We start from the raw sequence: 16,925 nt of genomic DNA on the forward strand, positions 1-16,925 counted from the left end.
GGGCTAGGAGCCGTTCGGGGACTCCACTGCCCTCGTATTCATGGACCCTAACGCGCGGGTCCCTTCGGGGAATCCCGGAGATGGGAGTGTTCGCCGGGGGCGTAGCGCCGCGCGGCTGCGGCGGGGTGGTTCCGTCCATCGGCGGCTGCGGGCGCGTCGTGGTCGCCCGCGCGGTTCCCCGCGCCCCTGGGGTGCGCTGCCCCCCGCCCATGACAAGAAGACCCTGGGGCGTGCCCCAGGGTCTTCTCACGAACTCACCGCGACCGGGGCTCAGCCCTCGGTCTTCTCCTCGGCGGACTCCGCCGGGGTCTCCTCCGCGGAGGCCTCAGCGGACTCGGTCTCGTCCTCTTCGTCGTCGAGGTCGATGATCTCGCCGTTGGTGTCCTTGACCGTGGCCTTCTCGACCACGACGGCCAGGGCCTTGCCACGAGCCACCTCGCCGACCAGGAGCGGAACCTGGCCGCCCTCGACGACCGCCTGGGCGAACTGGTCGGGGGACATGCCGGAGGAGGCCGCGCGCCGCATGAGGTGCTCGGTGAGCTCCTCCTGGTTGACGTTCAGCTTCTCCTGCTTGACCAGCTCGTCGAGGACGAACTGGGTCTTGATGCCCTTGACCGCGGCTTCCTTGGTCTCGGCGTCGAACTCCTCCTCGCTCTTGCCCTGGATCTCCAGGTACTTCGCGAGGTCGAGGCCCATCTGGCCGAGCTGGTGGTGCTCGAGGTTGTGCTTGCGGGTGTTGATCTCGTCCTCGAGCAGCTTCTCGGGGACCGGGACCTCGACCAGCTCGAGCAGCTTCTCCAGGACGCGCTCCTGGGCCTGCGTGGCCTGGTCGTACTGCTTCATGTTCTCCAGGCGCTTGCGGCTGTCCGCGCGCAGCTCCTCGAGGGTGTCGAACTCGGAGGCGAGCTGCGCGAACTCGTCGTCCAGCTCGGGCAGTTCACGCTTGGCGACCTGGGTGACCTTGACGGTGACCTCGGCCTCCTTGCCGGCGGCGGAACCGCCCTTGAGCTCGGAGGTGAAGGTGGCCTCGCCACCGGCCTCCAGGCCCTTCACGGCGTCGTCGATGCCGTCCAGCAGCTCGCCGGAGCCGATGGTGTAGGAGACACCGTCGGCGACTCCGTCCTCGAGGACCTCGCCGTCGACCTTGGCGCGCAGGTCGATGGTCACGACGTCGCCGTCCTCGGCGGCACGCTCGACCGGGGCGGTGGAGGCGAAGCGCTCGCGCAGCTCCTCGACGGCCTTGTCGACGTCCTCGTCGGTGACCTCGACCGCGTCGACCTCGACCTCGATCCCGGAGAAGTCCGGGATCTCGATGGACGGGCGGATGTCGACCTCGGCGGTGAAGTTCAGCGTCTCGCCGTCCTTCAGCTCCGTGATGTCGACCTCGGGCTGGCCCAGCACGCTGAGCTCGGCCTCGTTGACGGCGTCGGTGTAGAACTTGGGAAGCGCGTCGTTGACCGCCTCCTCCAGAACCGCACCGCGGCCGAACCGCTGGTCGATGACCCGGGCCGGGACCTTGCCCTTGCGGAAGCCCTTCACCGTGACCTGCTGGTTGATCTTCTTGTACGCCGCGTCGAGGCTGTCCTTGAGCTCCTCGAAGGGCACCTCGACAGTGAGCCGAACCCGAGTCGGGTTCAGGGTCTCCACGGCGCTCTTCACGGTTCGGTCTCCTTGTGGCTGACTTCTTGGTTTCTGCCGGGGCCAGAGCGGCCCGGCGGATTTCGCCGCCCGGAGGACTTCAGACGATGAGACACACGGGCGTGCAGCTTGCATAGTAACGGCAGCGACTACACCGCCCAAAAGGCGATCACGGAAGCGATCGGATGGGCGATCACACGAGGTGATCGGGTGGCTGGTCGGGGTGGCGGGATTTGAACCCACGGCCTTCCGCTCCCAAAGCGGACGCGCTACCAAGCTGCGCCACACCCCGTCTGGTGCGACACGTAGGGTACATGCCGCACGACGGTGCGGCCGCCGCATTTCCACAGGCTGTGTGCCGCGTCGCCCGCGACGGGAATGCGGTGTGCGGCGGAGGCGGACGACCCGCTACGATGCCTTCAGTGCCGCGGTCATCCGACCCGCGGCGCGTGCTGTGCGGGCGTAGCTCAATGGTAGAGCCCTAGTCTTCCAAACTAGCTACGCGGGTTCGATTCCCGTCGCCCGCTCCATGGCTCAGGGCCAGGCAGAGGATGATTCCTCCGCCTGGCCCTGAGTGTTTCCGCTGCGCAGTCCAAGCCGGCTCGTCCCGGCTTGACGCTTGACGGCGCCCTACGAACGGGAGTCACGGTCCCGCAGGGCGCTGATGCCGCCGGCATCGTTGAAGTGCTGATGGGCATGCGCCTGGCGACGGGCATCGCGAAGGCCTCTCGTAGCCACCGCCTCGATGCGCCGCGCTTCCGGGCCGGCAGCCATCCGGCGCCGATCGCGGCGCACCAGCACGATCACCGCGGCCGCCACCACGGACACGACCGCCATGACAGTCGTCATCATGTAGCCCATGGTCTCCACCCCGTTTTCCGCCCCCGGCCGCTGATCACGACCCGCGTCCTGCGGCCTCATCGCCGAAGACCGCCCAGGTGGTCATACCCAGTCGGCTGTCGCCGCAGACCGGGCGCTCCCGGCCCCCGACCGGAGGGCGAGCGCGAGGGGCAACGGGGAGCGTCGGCGTGCTGCCGGTCCGGCTCGGTCCCGGCGACGAGTGGGGCCGTCTCGCATCGGGCCGGGACGGCGAAGGGGGCGCGGCGGGTGGCGGTGCGGGAGGTGGCGGTGCCGGTCCCCGGGCGTTCTCGGCGGGGCGTGCGCCTGAACGTGGGTCCGGGGGCCGCTTCGGGCCGGGAGAGCGCGGACGCCCGGGGTGCGGCGCGCCGGCGACGGGGCGTGGAGGCCTCGGACGCCTTCACTGCCCGGGCGCGCGCCGATCGCGAGGAGGCGGGCCTGCCCCGCTTCCACCGCCTGTGCGCCGAGCCCGGGGCTCGTGGGCCGGCCGGTCAGAAGCTGATGGAGTTGATCGTCTCCGCTATCGAGTTCAGGAACCGGTTGATGGACGGGGCCATGCCGGTGGAGGCGAGGAAGAAGCCGAAGAGGATGGCCACGATCGCCGGTCCTGCCTTGATGGATCCCCCTCTCAGCAACACCACAAGGATGATCGCCAACAGCAGCACCACAGACAGTGAAATGGCCACAACTGATCACACCCTCGGTCGGTCCGCACTCCCGGCCCGGGGACGCGACCCCGCGCCCCCGCCAGAACCATCGTGCCACCAACGTGGCCCGCCTATGCGGCCGGTGACACATCGACTACACCCGTGTCGCCCCCGGTCGTCCGCGCCGCCCGTGCGCCCGGAGCCAACGGCGGCCAGTCGCACGGCAATTCGACGAGCCACCCGCACAGGGAATTCGGCGGTATCGTTTCCGTCTCCACACAACGCGTTCGCAGCTAATTCGAATTGTCGCCACAGCCTCACCAACACACCTACAGGCAGCCGCCGAAGAGGGGCGAAGCGGACAATCCGCTGGAGTCGCCTGCTGGTCTTATGCGCCGCTTAGTCCGGAAGTGTCATGACAAGCGGGGCCCAGGCGGTGCACACAATCCGCCATCGGACCATGTGTTGGCCATCACGCCGACAGTGACGCCAACTACCCGTAATCCGGGGTACCCGCAGCGAATAGCCAGGAATCACTTCCGGCGTTTTACGAATAGCTGCTGGGAACGCTAGGGTGCCTCAGATGTTCCACGCTGCCTCGTCCCCCGTACGCGCAGCGAGGTCCCGGATCGTCTCCCCCAGCTCCTGGTGGGAGGGTCTGTGACGAACTCGCTGCGACCGAACGGCGACCGCAGGGCGCCACTTCCCCCGGCACAGTCGCCGGCCGACGGAGTGCCGAGCCCGCGCTCGCCGCAGAGCACGCAGAAGAAGCAGAACGGCAGACAGCGCGACGCGTTCTTCGACAACGCCAAGTACCTCGCGATCGTGCTGGTGGCCATGGGCCACGCCTGGGAGCCCCTCAAGGGCGACAGCCGGATACTCGAGGCGGCGTACCAGGTCGTCTACGCGTTCCACATGCCGGCGTTCATCATCATCTCCGGTTACTTCTCACGCAGTTTCGACATGCGGCCCGACCGGCTCAAGCGCCTGATCACCGGCGTCGCCGTGCCGTACATCATCTTCGAGACGGCCTATCCGCTCTTCAAGCGGGTCATCGACAACGACCCGCACCAGGAGATCAGCCTCCTCGACCCGTGGTACCTGACCTGGTTCCTGGTCGCGCTGTTCATCTGGCGTCTGACCACCCCCATCTGGAACCTGGTGCGCCGGCCGCTCCCCCTGGCGCTGGGTCTGGCCATGCTGGCGACCGTCACCCCGGAGATCGGCGACGACCTGGACCTCCAGCGCGTCCTGCAGTTCCTGCCGTTCTTCGTGCTGGGCCTGGTGATGAAGCCCGAGCACTTCCACATGGTGCGCACGCGTGCGGTGCGTATCGCGTCGGTGCCCGTGTTCGCCGTCGCGCTGGCCTTCAGCTGGTGGGCGGTGCCGCGCATGAACACCGCGTGGTTCTACCACCGTGACGCCGCGCAGGAGCTGGGTGCCCCGTGGTGGACCGGTCCGGTCATGGTGCTCGCGATGTTCGGCTGCTCGCTGGTGCTGACCGCCTGCTTCTTCGCCTGGGTGCCGCGCCGTCAGATGTGGTTCACCGCTCTCGGCGCCGGCACGCTCTACGGCTACCTGCTGCACGGCTTCCTGGTGAAGGCCGGCGACTACCAGGGCTGGTTCGAGGCGTCCTGGCTGCACCACCCGGCCGGTGAAATCTTCGTGACCCTCCTGGCCGCCGCCGTCGTGACGGTGCTGTGCACCGCGCCCGTGCGGCGCGTCTTCCGGTTCGCGATGGAGCCGAAGATGGAATGGGCCTTCAAGCGGGACGCCGCCGAGGTGGCCCGCGAACGCCAGGGCGCCGAGCGGCGCGAGCGCGAGCGCGAGCGCGAGAAGGTCAACGCCTGACCCACGGGACAGGGTTCATCCGACGAGACCGAGAAGGGCGCGCATCCGCGCGTACTTCTCGGTCAGTCGTGTGCGGGTCGCCTCGTCGAGGACCGCGAGGCGGGCCGGGTCCGCGTTGTGCGCCAGGTCCGCCTCCTTCACCAGCAGCGCGCCGGGCGTGGCGAGGATCCGCGCGGCGTACGCCTCGGGCGGCTCGCCCGCGCGCTTGGTGACCGCCAGGACGATGTCCTTGGTACGGCTGCTCAGCGCGGCGTCGCGCAGCCACTGCGCGCTGAGGGCGTCGTCCTCGACCGCGTCGTGCAGCCAGGCCGCCGCGATCTGCTCCTCGTCGCCGCCCCGGGCCCGCACGCCCTCCGCAACGGCCCGGAGGTGTTCGGTGTAGGGCCGTCCCGCCTTGTCCCTCTGGCCGTTGTGCGCAGCGCGGGCGGTGGTCTCCACCTGGTCCAAGGTCATGCGGGGTGTCTCGGTCACTGCTCCAGTGTGCCGGGTGCCTCAGCGGGCCGCGGCGGCCGTCGGGCCCTCGCGGCAGATGAGCAGCAGCGCCCGGTCGTCGTTGACGTCCTTGGCCACGGCCTCGATGAGGTGCCAGGCGGCGCCGTGGAAGCCGCCGGCGACATAGCGGTCGGCCTCGCCGGTGAGGCGGTCGATGCCCTCGACGATGTCGCGGTCGGCGGTCTCCACCAGGCCGTCGGTGAACAGCATCAGCACGTCGCCCGGGCGCAGTGACCCCTTCACCGGGTCGAACTGGGCCCCGTCGTACACCCCGAGGAGCGGTCCCTCGGCCGCCTTCTCCTCCCAGCGGCCGCTGCCGGCGCTGAGCTGGAGCCCCGGCGGATGGCCGGCGGTGTAGAGCTCGTAGTCCCCGGAGTCCAGGTCGAGGACCAGGTGGATGGAGGTGGCGAAGCCCTCGTCCCAGTCCTGACGGAGCAGATAGCCGTTCGCGGCCGGGAGGAAGGCGTGCGGCGGGAGGGAGCCGAGGAGGCCGCCGAACGCGCCGGACAGCAGCAGGGCGCGGGAGCCCGCGTCCATTCCCTTGCCGGAGACGTCGGTGAGGACGACTTCGAGCGTGCGGCCGCCGTTGGTGCGCGCCGCCACCACGAAGTCGCCCGAGAAGGACTGGCCGCCCGCCGGGCGCAGCGCCATCTCGCGGTGCCAGCCGTCCGGCAGGTCGGGCAGCTTGCTCTGCACCCGGATGCGTTCGCGCAGGTCGAAGAGCATGGTGCCGCCACGCCGCCAGGGAACACCGACCCGGCTGCGGAACTGGGCCAGGAGCAGCCCGAAGAAGCCGCAGGCGGCGACCACGAGCACGGTGCCCGGGGTGACCCGGGACGGGCCCTCGGTGTACGGGCCGAGCCGCACCGACTCCACGATCAGCGCCGTCGCCGCCGCCGCGTACAGGCCGAGCAGGCTCGCCGGGCGCAGCAGCAGGCCGCCGACGACGACGGGCAGGACCAGCGCGGCGGGTGAGAACCACACCGAGTTCGCCAGTGTCGCGGCCGCGATCACGGGAACCATCAGGAGCAGACCGGCCAGGGCGATCCAGTCGGAGCCGTTGCCCCGGAAGTAGTCCACGGCGGCTCGGCGCACGCCGACGCGGACCCGGTGCCACTGCTTCTTCAACCGGGCCGTGAACGTGTCGGCTGCCGAGCGCCGCTCTCGTCCTGATGCCATTAGTTCGGGACCCTATCCATCGGACCAGCCCCTTGGCACGGGAGGTCCCACTTGTCCCCCGTCCGAGGGCCGACTTCACAGTGAACTTCACCGCGCGCCCTCCCGTCGCCGCCCGGGAGAAATTGCCTCGCCCGTCCCGCAACGCCCTGGTAGGCATGGCTCATGGCGACTCACGCGAACGGCACTCCGACCGGCCTGCGGGTCCTTCGGCGGGATGATTGGGACAAGTGGTACGACACCCTGGTCCGCGGGTTCGGAGGGGTGCCGGAGGCCGCCGAGGAGCGGGAGTTGTGGAACTCCCTGACCGAGTTCGACCGTTCGCTCGGCGTCTGGGACGGGGACGAGTGCGTGGGGACGGCCGGGGCGTTCAGCTTCCGGCTGACCGTGCCCGGCGGCGCGTCCCTGCCGGCCGCGGGCGTCACGATGGTCAGCGTGGCCGCCACGCATCGCAGGCGGGGGATCCTGACCTCGATGATGCGCCGGCAACTGGACGACGTGCGCGCGTGGGGTGAGCCGCTGGCCGTGCTGACGGCGTCCGAGCCGGCGATCTACGGGCGGTTCGGGTACGGCGGCGCGACCTCTTCGGTGCAGGCCGAGATCGACACGAGCCGGGTGCGGCTGTCGGTACCGGAGGGCACGGACGAGGTACGGGTGCGGTACGCGGCGCCGGCCGATGTGCTCGACGTGTGCGAGGCGCTGTACGCCCGGCTGGTCCCGCAGCGGCCGGGAATGCTGGAGCGGCGGCCCGGGTGGGAGCGGCTCGGCGTGCTCGATCCGGAGAGCGAGCGGGGCGGGGCGTCGCCCCTTCAGTGTGTCCTCGCCGAGCGGGACGGGGAGACGGTCGGGTTCGCGCGCTTCCGCGTGAAGCCGAGCTGGGAGCCCTCCGGGCCCAACGGCTCGGTGATCCTGGAGGATTCGGCCGCGCTGGACCCGGCGGCGGACGCGGCGCTGTGGCGGTTCCTGTTCGGGATCGACCTGACCTCGACGCTCACCGTGCGGGGCCGGCCGGTGGACGACACGTGGCAGTACCTGGTGTCCGACCTGCGGCGGTGCAATGTGCGGCTGCGGGACGCCCTGTACGTGCGGCCGGTGGAGGTGGGGGCCGCGTTGCAGGCGCGGACGTATCAGGCCCCGGTGGATGTGGTGTTCGAGGTGGAGGACGCGTTCTGCCCCTGGAACGCGGGGCGTTGGCGGCTGAGCGGGGACACCAAGGGGGCGTCCTGCGAGCGTACGGCGGATCCGGCCGATGTCGCCCTGTCCGTGCGGGAGTTGGGCGCGGCGTATCTCGGCGGGGTGTCGCTGGCCTCGCTGGGGGCGGCGGGGCGGGTGCGGGAGCTGCGGCGCGGGGCGCTGGCGGAGGCGTCGCTCGGGTTCGGGGTGGGGGTGCCGCCGTGGCTGCCCCACGGGTTCTGATGTCCGGGCGTGCTCAGGGACGTTGGCAGGCCGGGCACCAGAAGAGGTTGCGGGCGGCGAGACCGGCGGTGCGGATCTCGCCTCCGCAGAGGTGGCAGGGCAGGTTGGCCCTGCGGTAGACGTACACCTCGCCGCCGTGGTCGTCCACGCGGGGCGGGCGGCCCATCGCCTCCGGGGTGTGCTCCGGGCGGACGGTGTCGATGCGGTTGTTGCGCACGCCCTCGTGCATGAGCTCCACGAGGTCGGTCCAGATGGCGTGCCACTCGGCGGGGGTGATGTCCTTGCCGGCCCGGTACGGGTCGATGCGGTGCCGGAACAGGACCTCCGCGCGGTAGACGTTCCCGACGCCGGCGATGACCTTCTGGTCCATGAGCAGGGCCGCGATCGTGGTGCGGCTGCGGCTGATGCGGCGGTACGCGGTGTCCGGGTCGGCGTCGTCGCGCAGCGGGTCCGGGCCGAGGCGGTCGTGTATCGCCCGCTTCTCCGGGGGTGTGATGAGGGCGCAGGTGGTCGGACCGCGGAGGTCCACGTAGGTGGTGTCGTTCGCCAGGCGGAGGCGGACGGTGTCGGTGGGGGGCGGTGCGGGGGCCGGGCCGAAGGTGACCTTGCCGAAGAGGCCGAGGTGGATGTGGATCCAGTCGGTGTCGCGGAAGCCGAGGAAGAGGTGCTTGCCGTGGGCTTCCGTGCGGGTGAGCTCCGTGCCGGTGAGGAGATCGGCGGCGGGGGCGAACTTGCCCTGGGGGCTGGTGACGCGCGGTCTCGTGCCGAGGAAGGCGGTGCCGTAGTCCTGGGCCAGCCGGTGAATGGTGTGGCCTTCCGGCATGGGTTCTCCTGTGATCGTCGCCCTCTCGCCGGCCGGCCGCCCTGCTCGCTTCGTCACCTCGGGAAGCCGAGATCAAAAGGTCAGGGGCTCCGGCCCTCCCCGTGCGCGGGGCTCGGGCACTGAGCCCCGCGGACGCGGCGGACGGGTCGGCCCGCGCACGAGCGGCCCCGGGGGGCCGCCCCGCGGCTTACTGCTGCGGGTGGTGCGGCGGGATCGGGGGCAGGTCGCCGGTCGTTTCGTAGGCCGAGAGCATGTCGATCCGGCGGATGTGACGTTCGTCACCGGAGAACGGGGTGGCGAGGAAGGTCTCCACGAACTTCGTCGCCTCGTCCTGCGAGTGCATGCGCGCGCCCACGGCGATGACGTTCGCGTTGTTGTGCTGACGGCCCAGGGAGGCCGTCTCCTCGCTCCAGGCGAGGGCCGCGCGGACGCCCTTGACCTTGTTCGCCGCGATCTGCTCGCCGTTGCCCGAGCCACCGATGACGACACCGAGGGCGTCGGGGTCGGCAGCCGTGCGCTCCGCCGCCCGGAGGCAGAAGGGCGGGTAGTCGTCCTGGGCGTCGTAGATGTGCGGGCCGCAGTCGACGGGGTCGTGACCCGCCTCCTTCAGCCATTCGACGAGGTGGTTCTTGAGTTCGTAGCCCGCATGGTCCGAGCCGAGGTACACGCGCATGGGACGAGTGTGACATGGGTGTTTCGGGGAAGGCGCGCGGGGTGGCGCTCAGGAAAACCCGAGGAAAATGTGAGCCCCATTACGGAAGCTCAGGAAAACCTCAAGTAACAATCTGGATTCAAAGGTTCTCCTCACCGTTCGCCTCCGATTCACTGGACCGGCCCGTACACCGCTCGTACGAGCCCCCCGTACACCGGCATGCCGCGACACACCCCTGTTCGCACGGCTCGCGCGGTTCGTACGGAAGTACAGCTCCCCGGCGCAAAGGAAATCCGTTCCATGACCTCGCAGCCGACCATGAACAAGCCCGGAAACGACCCCGGAGGGCACGGAGAACCCGGAGCCCAGGGCTCCGGGCTGCAGGCCGGACTCAAGAACCGGCATCTTTCGATGATCGCCATCGGCGGTGTCATCGGCGCCGGACTCTTCGTGGGGTCCAGCTCCGGTATCGCCACCGCCGGACCCGGCATCCTGCTGTCGTACGCCCTCGTCGGCACGCTCGTGGTGCTGGTGATGCGGATGCTCGGTGAGATGTCGGCCGCCAATCCGACCTCGGGTTCCTTCTCCGCGCACGCCGACCGGGCGCTCGGGCCGTGGGCCGGGTTCTCCATCGGCTGGCTGTACTGGTTCTTCTGGGTGGTCGTGCTGGCCGTCGAGGCGACCGCCGGCGCGGTGATCCTGGAGGGCTGGATACCGGCCGTACCGCAGTGGGGCTGGGCCCTGATCGTGATGCTGGTGCTGACCGCCACCAACCTCGTCTCCGTCGGCTCCTACGGCGAGTTCGAGTTCTGGTTCGCCGGCATCAAGGTCGTCGCGATCGCCGCGTTCATCGTCATCGGCGGACTGGCCGTCTTCGGGCTGCTGCCCGGCGTGGACAGCGAGCAGGCCGGGGTCGGCAACCTCACCGCGCACGGCGGCTTCCTGCCCCACGGGGCCGGCGCCATCCTCACCGGTGTGCTGCTCGTCGTCTTCTCCTTCATGGGCAGCGAGATCGCCACCCTGGCGGCCGGTGAGTCCGAGAACCCGCGGCAGGCCGTCACCAAGGCCACCAACAGCATCATCTGGCGTGTCGCCGTCTTCTACCTCGGTTCGATCGCCGTCGTCGTGTGCCTGCTGCCGTGGGACAGCAAGTCCATCACCAAGGACGGCTCCTACGTCGCCGCGCTCGACTCCCTCGGCATCGCGCACGCCGGTCAGATCATGAACTTCATCGTGCTGACCTCGGTGCTGTCCTGCCTCAACTCCGGCCTGTACACGGCCTCCCGCATGGCCTTCTCCCTCGGCCAGCGCGGTGACGCGCCGAAGGCCTTCGCCCGCACGACCTCCAACGGCGTGCCGCGCACGGCGATCCTCGCGTCCGTCGCCTTCGGCTTCGTCGCGGTCTTCTTCAACTACAAGTTCCCGGACTCCGTCTTCCTCTTCCTCGTGAACTCCAGTGGCGCCGTCGCCCTGTTCGTGTGGCTGGTGATCTGCTTCTCCCAGCTGCGCATGCGGAAGATCATCAAGGCCGAGGCGCCCGAGAAGCTCGTGGTGAAGATGTGGCTGTACCCGTATCTGACCTGGGCGACCGCCGCGCTGATCGTGTTCATCCTCGGCTACATGCTCACCGACACCGAGCACGACGGGCGCCAGACCATCCTGCTGTCGCTGCTCGTCGCCGCGGTGGTGCTCGTCATCGCCGTCGTCCGGCAGAAGCTCGGCCGTGGCCGGTCCGCCCTCGACGACGCCCCGCAGGCGCGGGACACGGAGCGGAGCGAGGTCTCGGCCGGCTGATCCATCCGGCCGTCACCGTTCGCATGCGGTGAAACCGGGGGCCCGTGGGACGTGCGGCGCACGTGCCACGGGCCCCTTTCGTCTGCCTACAGCACCGTGAAGCTGTCCTTGACCTTCTCGTACATGCCGAGCGCCTCCTGCTCGATCCCCTCCTCGTACCAGGTGTTGACCTGGTACGACTTGCCGGTCACGTTGAAGCCGAGCAGACGGGCGTGCCAGTGGACGCCCTTCAGCGTGAACGCGTACTCCCAGACCACCGCCGGGTGGCCGCGGAACGTCGTCTCCTCCAGGCGGATCTTGAGGTAGTCCTGCCCCTGCTGGGCGTTGCGCTCCGAGGTCTGCCAGGTCTCCAGCAGGTCGCCGCGGGCGAGGGAGGATTTGCCGACCAGTTCCTGGGAGCCGTCCGGGGAGGTGTAGTGCACCTCCGCGCCCGTCTGCACGTCCCGCCGCCAGCCCTCGGGCGTCGCCCAGGCGAAGCCGCCGGCCTCCCGGTGCGCGCCGGGCGGCAGGGTCTGCGGCCTGGTGGTGCCCTCGACGGTGGGCGAGGGAGTGGGGTCGCCGGTGGTGGCCGGTGCGGACGCCGAGGATCCCGCGCGGGGGTCGTCGTCGCCACCGGGTGAGGCCGGGGACGTCGCCAGCAGGATGCCCGTGACGGTGGCGGCGGTGGCGAGAGCGGCAGCGGCGGTGATCACCGTACGGCGGTGTGCGCGAGTACGGGGGCGGGTGTGGGGGTGGGAGTGGGGTGTGGCCGGGACGGCCGGCCGGTGCTCGGTCGGCGCCTGTGCGCGGGAGAGGGAAACGGGGTTCGGGCGGTGGGGGGTTCCGGACCGATTGCCGGAACGGGCTGTGGCGGGTGGGGTTTTGGCGGTGGCTTCCGCGGGGGTGGGTGACTCCTGCAGGGGCGTGGGGAAGAGGCCCGGCGACTGCGACTGCGACGGCGACGGCGGCCGTTGCGGCTGCGGGTTCGGTGCCGGTGGTCGCCCGCCGAGGGTGGTGTCGAGATCAGGGGCGGATGCCGGTCCCGGCCCCGGGGCGGACGCGCCGCCCGCGCCCGACGCCGACTCCGCTCCGGGCTCCCGTCGGGGCTCCGGATCCCGTCGCGGCTCCGGCTCCCGTCGGGGCTCCGGATCCTCTTGGCGTTCCCGCGCCGGCTCCGGCTTGCCTTCTGGCTCCCGCTCCCGCTGCCATCCCCCTTCCCGCTCCCCCTCCGACGCCGTCGGTTCCGGGGCCCGCGGTATCTCCGCGATCGTGGGTGTCGGGGTCGGGAACGCCACCGGTTCCAGGGCCGCTTCCAGGGTCTCCAGATCCGGGCGGGCCGACGGTTCCTTGGCCAGCAGGGCGGCGAGAAGGGTCCGCAACGGGCCCGCGGCGACGGGCAGTTCCGGCTCCTCGTACAGGACCGCGTGCAGCGTCGCGAGTGTGGTGTCGCGGGAGAACGGGGAGCGGCCGCCCAGGGCCGCGCAGAGGGTCGCGCCGAGGGACCAGATGTCGGACGGCGGCCCCTGGGGGTGGCCGGAGATGCGCTCGGGGGCCATGTAGTCGGGCGAGCCGACCAGCATGCCGACCATCGTGAGTGCCTTGGCGTCCTGGATCGCCGCGATGCCGAAGTCCGTGAGGACGACCCGTCGTGCGCGGCCGGAACCGTGGCCGTCGGCGCGTACGGATCCGGCCACCCCGTCCGCGTGCTCCACGAGTACGTTTCCGGGCTTGATGTCGCGGTGCAGTACGCCCCGTTCATGCACCTGCCGCAGCGCCGCGACCAGCCCGAGACCGATGCGGGCGGTCTCGCCGGGGCTCAGGGGGCCCGTCTGCGCGAGGATCCGTTCGAGTGAGCGGCCCGCCACCAACTCCATCACGATCCACAGGCGTTCGCCTTCGTCGACCACGTCGTAGACCCGTACGACGTTGGGGTGGTCGATGCGGGCCGTGGCCCGGGCCTCCCGCAGGGTGCGTTCGCGCCGGGTCCCGCTGTCCTCCGCGTCGAGTCCGTCGATCCGCATTTCCTTGACGGCGACCTGCCGGTCGAGTATTTCGTCGGCGGCTCGCCACACCCGCCCCATTCCCCCCTGGCCGATACTCTCGACCAACCGATAGCGTCCCGTCACCAATTTCCCTGGAACACCGCCGCTGTTCGCATTGCCCGGCAATCCGCTGCACCCCCTCCACGCCCCCGTGACCGACTCCAGTGAAACACAACGGTCACACTTCGCGCCGTACCAGGATAGGGCGGTGAAATCTTGTGGTACCTCTTTCATTGCTGCGAATTCAGGCGCAGTCCAGGGGGACGCAAGGGGGGCCGAACATGAGTTCTCGTCGTAGGGCGGCGGTCACGGGATCGCTGGTCGTGGCATCTTTCTCGGCGGTGATGATCCTTTCCGGCACGGCCGGTGCGGAGGATGAAGGACCGCCCAGCGGCAAGGGGGGAAAGGCGGTTGACGAGGCGCCGGCGGGAGTGAAGCTCACGACACTGCTGCCGGCGAAGATCTCGGTCGACAACGACTCGGAAAAGACGGCGATTACCGCCACGGTGAAGAACGAGGGGAGCAAGGACAGCGGGAAGATCAGGCTGTTGGTCGTCGGATTCGACGGGCTCGCCGTCAAGGGCGTCGAGGGCTGCACGGCGATACCCGGGAACGCACTTCCGGAAGGTTCGAACAGCGGATTCGCATGCCCGATCGACAATCTCGCGGCCGGTGAGTCGAAGTCGTACGCCGTGGACGCGACGTTCGACCTCGGCAAGACCGGGAAGATCTGTCTGCCCGTGCAGACGGGCGACGGGAAGAAGACCTTCTGGCAGCAGGGCCCGGTGCCCTTCGGTACGAGCAACCCCTCGCCCGACGCCCCGGCCACGCCGCTGCTGCTCGGGACGGACAACAAGCCGGCGGGCCCGGGCCGCAAGGAGCTGCCGAAGACCGGCCCGGCCCGTGATCTGCTGCCGCTGGGCGCGGCCGGTGCGTCGCTGCTCGGGGCGGGCGTGGCCGGAATGTGGTGGTCGCAGCGACGGCGGCCGGGGGCTCAGGAGGCCTGAACCAGCCGCTGTCGCGCCGTGCGGAACGCGCAGAGGCCCGCCGGGGGCATCGCCCCGGCGGGCCTCTGCGCGACTCCTGTGCGGTCAGCGCTTGTTCGCGAACTTCCAGGCCGTCGGGAGCAGGCCCATCGCCAGCGCCGCCTTCAGCACGTCGCCGACGAGGAACGGCGTCAGGCCGGCCGCGATCGCGGCGGTGGCGGACATGCCGGTGGCGAGGGCCAGGTAGGGCACGCCGATGGCGTAGATGATCGCCTCGCCCACCAGCATCGCGCCCGCCATGCGCAGCATCGAGCGGTCGGCCCCGCGGCGGGCAAGGGCGCCGACGACGGTGGAGGCGAGGATCATGCCGAGGATGTAGCCGAAGGAGGGGGCGACGCCGGAGGAGGCGCCGGCGAACCACGGCATGCCGGCGATGCCCGCGACGGCGTACAGCGCCAGCGCGAGGAAGCCGCGGCCGGCACCGAGGGACGTGCCGACGAGCAGCGCGGCGAAGGTCTGGCCCGTCACCGGCACCGGGGAGCCCGGCACGGGCACGGAGATCTGGGCGGCGAGACCGGTGAGCGCGGCGCCGCCGAGCACGAGGGCCGCGTCCCGGACACGGGTGGCGGCACCGCCCCGCTCGAGCGCCGCCGAGAGCTTGGGGGAGGGGAGCAGGTCGGCGAGGACCTGCCCGATGGGGGTCCCCCCTGAACGAGCGGAGTCGAGCTCTTGGGGGAGGGCGGGTGGGGCGGCAGCGGTGCTCATGGGGACTCCGCGAAGGTGAGGGCCGGTGGGACTCCGTGACGCTATCCCAGCGCCCGCGCTGTGATCACCGTCAGCGCCCGACAAAGGCGTGGACCGGCGGATGGTCGACTCCTGACAAAGGATGCCGGTTACACCGAGGGCGGCGTGATGCCGGTCACGGTGATGAGATGGCGCGTGCCACGCGGCCGGGTCGTCGGGCGTCTGTAGGTTTCCCCCAAAGGCTCCGCGTCGCCGTCTCGCCCGTCGGTCGCCGTCTGGGCAGCCCCGGGCCGTTTTGCTAGCGTCACGCACATGGTTGCCCAGGCCCGGTACTTCTCGTCGCGTCGCTACGTCGACCTGCGACGCCAGGGCACGGCCACCTGTCGCCGCCCGGTGTGAGGCGGGGCGGAGGGATCCGGCTCGCCGCACGAGACGGCGCAGTGTCGGACCGGCCTCCAGGAAGATTCCCATGCCCCGTACCGCGGCTCCCCTTCTGACGTCCCCCATCCCCCGTGTCGCCGACAGCGACCGCCGCCGCACCAGTGCGAGCGTCGTCCTGCGGTCCGTGCTGGAGCACGGGCCCGTCGCCCGCAGCACCATCGCCCGGCTGACCGGCCTGTCGCCGGCGTCGGTGACCGACTACTGCGCCCGGTTCGCCGAGCGGGGGCTCATCCGCGAGTCCGCCGTGCCGCGGCGGTCCAAGGGCGTGGGGCGGCCGCATCTTCCGGTCGACCTGGACGACTCCCGGTTCGTGGTGGGCGGCGTGCATGTGGCGGTGCCGTACACCACGGTCGCGCTGCTGGACCTGCGCGGGCGGGTGGTGGCCCGCGGCGAGGTGAAGCACGAGGGCACCGACCCCGTGCGGGTGCTGGCCCGGGCCGCGGACGCGCTGGCGGCGCTGCTCGCCGGGGCCGAGGCCGCCAGGGTGCTGGGCGTCGGGTTCGCCGCGGGCGGCTGGGTGGACCGGGACTCGGGCACCGTCGTGGAGCATCCGCTGCTGGGCTGGCGCGAGGTGGCGGTGCGTGAGGTGCTCGGGACACGCACCGGGCTGCCGGTCCATGTGGACGGTCACGCGCGGGCGTTGGTGAACGCGGAGCGGCTGTTCGGGGGCGCGCGGGGCAGCGGCAGTGTGCTGCACCTGTTCGCGGGCAACATGGTCGACGCCGCGTTCACCACCCACGACGAGGTGCACCACGGGCCGCGTTCCCAGGCCGGGAGGATCGCCCATCTGCCGGTGCCGGGCGGCACGGAGCCCTGCGCGTGCGGCCGGACGGGCTGCCTCCAGGCCGAGTTGAGCGAACGGACGCTGTGCCGGCGGGCCCGCGCGGCGGGCGTCTCCGACGGGACGAACCCGATGCATGTGCTCGGCGCGGCGGCGGCCGGTGACCCGGTGGCCGTGCGGCTGCTGCGGGAGCGCTCGCGGCAGGTGGGTCGTGCGGTGGGGCTGCTGCTCGACGTGCTCAATCCCGAGCGGGTCGTCGTGACGGAGATCGGGGCCATGCACCGCGAGGACTGTCTCGCCGCGCTGCGCGACGAGGTGGGGCCCGCACGCGCCGCGACCGTCTCACCCCTCAGTTTTCCGGATTCCGCACTGGCCGTGGCGGGTGGCGCGGTGGCTCTCGACGTTCTCTACCGGGATCCGCTGGCCGCGTCACCTGAGGCTATTTAATTCAGAAACTCGGAATGTTGACAGAGCCGGGCGCCGACCAGGAACATCCTGTTCATGAGCCCGCTCACGAGCTGTCGCACCTTCTGTTGCTGACCCGTTGACGCGCCCCCGGCGCCCCTTCACGGAGCGCCTTCTCCTTTCTTTGTGACATTCGCGTG

Annotated in this window: 14 protein-coding genes and 2 tRNA genes; 6 read left to right on the plus strand and 10 right to left on the minus strand. The window is 70.8% G+C overall.

The window, feature by feature from the left end; all coding sequences use genetic code 11:
• Positions 1-270: 270 nt before the first annotated feature.
• Positions 271-1,659 (minus strand): trigger factor, encoded by a 1,389-nt coding sequence (tig, locus tag AB0I06_RS12985; RefSeq protein ID WP_363118807.1) that lies wholly within the window; start codon positions 1,657-1,659, stop codon positions 271-273.
• 194 nt (positions 1,660-1,853) lie between these two features.
• Positions 1,854-1,930, minus strand: a tRNA-Pro gene (locus AB0I06_RS12990).
• Positions 1,931-2,094: 164 nt separating this feature from the next.
• On the opposite strand from AB0I06_RS12990, the gene AB0I06_RS12995 reads away from it, so the two are divergent.
• Positions 2,095-2,168, plus strand: a tRNA-Gly gene (locus tag AB0I06_RS12995).
• A gap of 100 nt (positions 2,169-2,268) precedes the next feature.
• On the opposite strand, the gene AB0I06_RS13000 is transcribed toward AB0I06_RS12995, so the two are convergent.
• Together AB0I06_RS13000 and AB0I06_RS13005 are read right to left on the minus strand one after the other, a co-directional pair.
• Positions 2,269-2,499: a hypothetical protein gene (locus AB0I06_RS13000; protein ID WP_363118808.1), complete on the minus strand. Its 231-nt coding sequence runs from the start codon at positions 2,497-2,499 to the stop codon at positions 2,269-2,271.
• 488 nt (positions 2,500-2,987) lie between these two features.
• Positions 2,988-3,182, minus strand: coding sequence for a hypothetical protein (locus AB0I06_RS13005; protein WP_010041885.1), 195 nt, complete (start codon positions 3,180-3,182; stop codon positions 2,988-2,990).
• 621 nt (positions 3,183-3,803) lie between these two features.
• Between AB0I06_RS13005 and AB0I06_RS13010 the strand changes: the two genes are divergently transcribed.
• On the plus strand, positions 3,804-4,994 hold the full coding sequence (locus AB0I06_RS13010) for an acyltransferase family protein (RefSeq protein ID WP_363118809.1): 1,191 nt from the start codon (positions 3,804-3,806) through the stop codon (positions 4,992-4,994).
• A 15-nt stretch (positions 4,995-5,009) separates the two neighbouring features.
• Here AB0I06_RS13010 and AB0I06_RS13015 read toward each other — a convergent pair whose 3' ends face one another.
• Together AB0I06_RS13015 and AB0I06_RS13020 are read right to left on the minus strand one after the other, a co-directional pair.
• Positions 5,010-5,447: an HD domain-containing protein gene (locus tag AB0I06_RS13015; protein ID WP_363118923.1), complete on the minus strand. Its 438-nt coding sequence runs from the start codon at positions 5,445-5,447 to the stop codon at positions 5,010-5,012.
• A gap of 39 nt (positions 5,448-5,486) precedes the next feature.
• Positions 5,487-6,665 carry a PP2C family protein-serine/threonine phosphatase gene (locus AB0I06_RS13020; RefSeq protein ID WP_363118810.1) on the minus strand — a complete coding sequence of 393 codons (1,179 nt, stop codon included), beginning with the start codon at positions 6,663-6,665 and terminating at the stop codon, positions 5,487-5,489.
• Between the two features lie 162 nt (positions 6,666-6,827).
• Here AB0I06_RS13020 and AB0I06_RS13025 point away from each other — a divergent pair, with 162 nt between their 5' ends.
• Positions 6,828-8,078 (plus strand): GNAT family N-acetyltransferase, encoded by a 1,251-nt coding sequence (locus AB0I06_RS13025; protein ID WP_363118811.1) that lies wholly within the window; start codon positions 6,828-6,830, stop codon positions 8,076-8,078.
• A gap of 13 nt (positions 8,079-8,091) precedes the next feature.
• Here AB0I06_RS13025 and AB0I06_RS13030 read toward each other — a convergent pair whose 3' ends face one another.
• Together AB0I06_RS13030 and AB0I06_RS13035 are read right to left on the minus strand one after the other, a co-directional pair.
• Positions 8,092-8,901: a DNA-formamidopyrimidine glycosylase family protein gene (locus AB0I06_RS13030; protein WP_363118812.1), complete on the minus strand. Its 810-nt coding sequence runs from the start codon at positions 8,899-8,901 to the stop codon at positions 8,092-8,094.
• A gap of 187 nt (positions 8,902-9,088) precedes the next feature.
• Complete coding sequence (locus tag AB0I06_RS13035) at positions 9,089-9,574, minus strand: ribose-5-phosphate isomerase (RefSeq protein ID WP_363118813.1); 486 nt, start codon at positions 9,572-9,574, stop codon at positions 9,089-9,091.
• Between the two features lie 279 nt (positions 9,575-9,853).
• Between AB0I06_RS13035 and AB0I06_RS13040 the strand changes: the two genes are divergently transcribed.
• On the plus strand, positions 9,854-11,347 hold the full coding sequence (locus AB0I06_RS13040) for an amino acid permease (RefSeq protein ID WP_363118814.1): 1,494 nt from the start codon (positions 9,854-9,856) through the stop codon (positions 11,345-11,347).
• Positions 11,348-11,433: 86 nt separating this feature from the next.
• On the opposite strand, the gene AB0I06_RS13045 is transcribed toward AB0I06_RS13040, so the two are convergent.
• A complete protein-coding gene (locus AB0I06_RS13045) occupies positions 11,434-13,455 on the minus strand; it encodes a serine/threonine-protein kinase (RefSeq protein ID WP_363118815.1) in 2,022 nt (673 codons plus the stop codon).
• Between the two features lie 194 nt (positions 13,456-13,649).
• On the opposite strand from AB0I06_RS13045, the gene AB0I06_RS13050 reads away from it, so the two are divergent.
• Positions 13,650-14,375: a hypothetical protein gene (locus AB0I06_RS13050; protein ID WP_363118816.1), complete on the plus strand. Its 726-nt coding sequence runs from the start codon at positions 13,650-13,652 to the stop codon at positions 14,373-14,375.
• A gap of 84 nt (positions 14,376-14,459) precedes the next feature.
• Here the strand turns inward: AB0I06_RS13050 and AB0I06_RS13055 are convergent, their stop codons facing one another.
• On the minus strand, positions 14,460-15,119 hold the full coding sequence (locus tag AB0I06_RS13055) for a biotin transporter BioY (protein WP_363118817.1): 660 nt from the start codon (positions 15,117-15,119) through the stop codon (positions 14,460-14,462).
• A 448-nt stretch (positions 15,120-15,567) separates the two neighbouring features.
• On the opposite strand from AB0I06_RS13055, the gene AB0I06_RS13060 reads away from it, so the two are divergent.
• A complete protein-coding gene (locus AB0I06_RS13060) occupies positions 15,568-16,767 on the plus strand; it encodes an ROK family protein (RefSeq protein ID WP_363118818.1) in 1,200 nt (399 codons plus the stop codon).
• Positions 16,768-16,925: the final 158 nt, after the last annotated feature.

The organism is Streptomyces sp. NPDC050674, from assembly GCF_040654575.1.
Taxonomy (GTDB): domain Bacteria; phylum Actinomycetota; class Actinomycetes; order Streptomycetales; family Streptomycetaceae; genus Streptomyces.

Coding starts and splice junctions, on each gene's coding strand:
- AB0I06_RS13050 (WP_363118816.1), top strand. CDS start 13,650: ATGAGTTCTCGTCGTAGGGCGGCGGTCACGGGATCGCTGGTCGTGGCA.
- AB0I06_RS13035 (WP_363118813.1), bottom strand. CDS start 9,574: ATGCGCGTGTACCTCGGCTCGGACCATGCGGGCTACGAACTCAAGAAC.
- AB0I06_RS13025 (WP_363118811.1), top strand. CDS start 6,828: ATGGCGACTCACGCGAACGGCACTCCGACCGGCCTGCGGGTCCTTCGG.
- AB0I06_RS13055 (WP_363118817.1), bottom strand. CDS start 15,119: ATGAGCACCGCTGCCGCCCCACCCGCCCTCCCCCAAGAGCTCGACTCC.
- AB0I06_RS13000 (WP_363118808.1), bottom strand. CDS start 2,499: ATGGGCTACATGATGACGACTGTCATGGCGGTCGTGTCCGTGGTGGCG.
- AB0I06_RS13060 (WP_363118818.1), top strand. CDS start 15,568: ATGCCCCGTACCGCGGCTCCCCTTCTGACGTCCCCCATCCCCCGTGTC.
- AB0I06_RS13040 (WP_363118814.1), top strand. CDS start 9,854: ATGACCTCGCAGCCGACCATGAACAAGCCCGGAAACGACCCCGGAGGG.
- AB0I06_RS13030 (WP_363118812.1), bottom strand. CDS start 8,901: ATGCCGGAAGGCCACACCATTCACCGGCTGGCCCAGGACTACGGCACC.
- AB0I06_RS13015 (WP_363118923.1), bottom strand. CDS start 5,447: ATGACCTTGGACCAGGTGGAGACCACCGCCCGCGCTGCGCACAACGGC.
- AB0I06_RS13020 (WP_363118810.1), bottom strand. CDS start 6,665: ATGGCATCAGGACGAGAGCGGCGCTCGGCAGCCGACACGTTCACGGCC.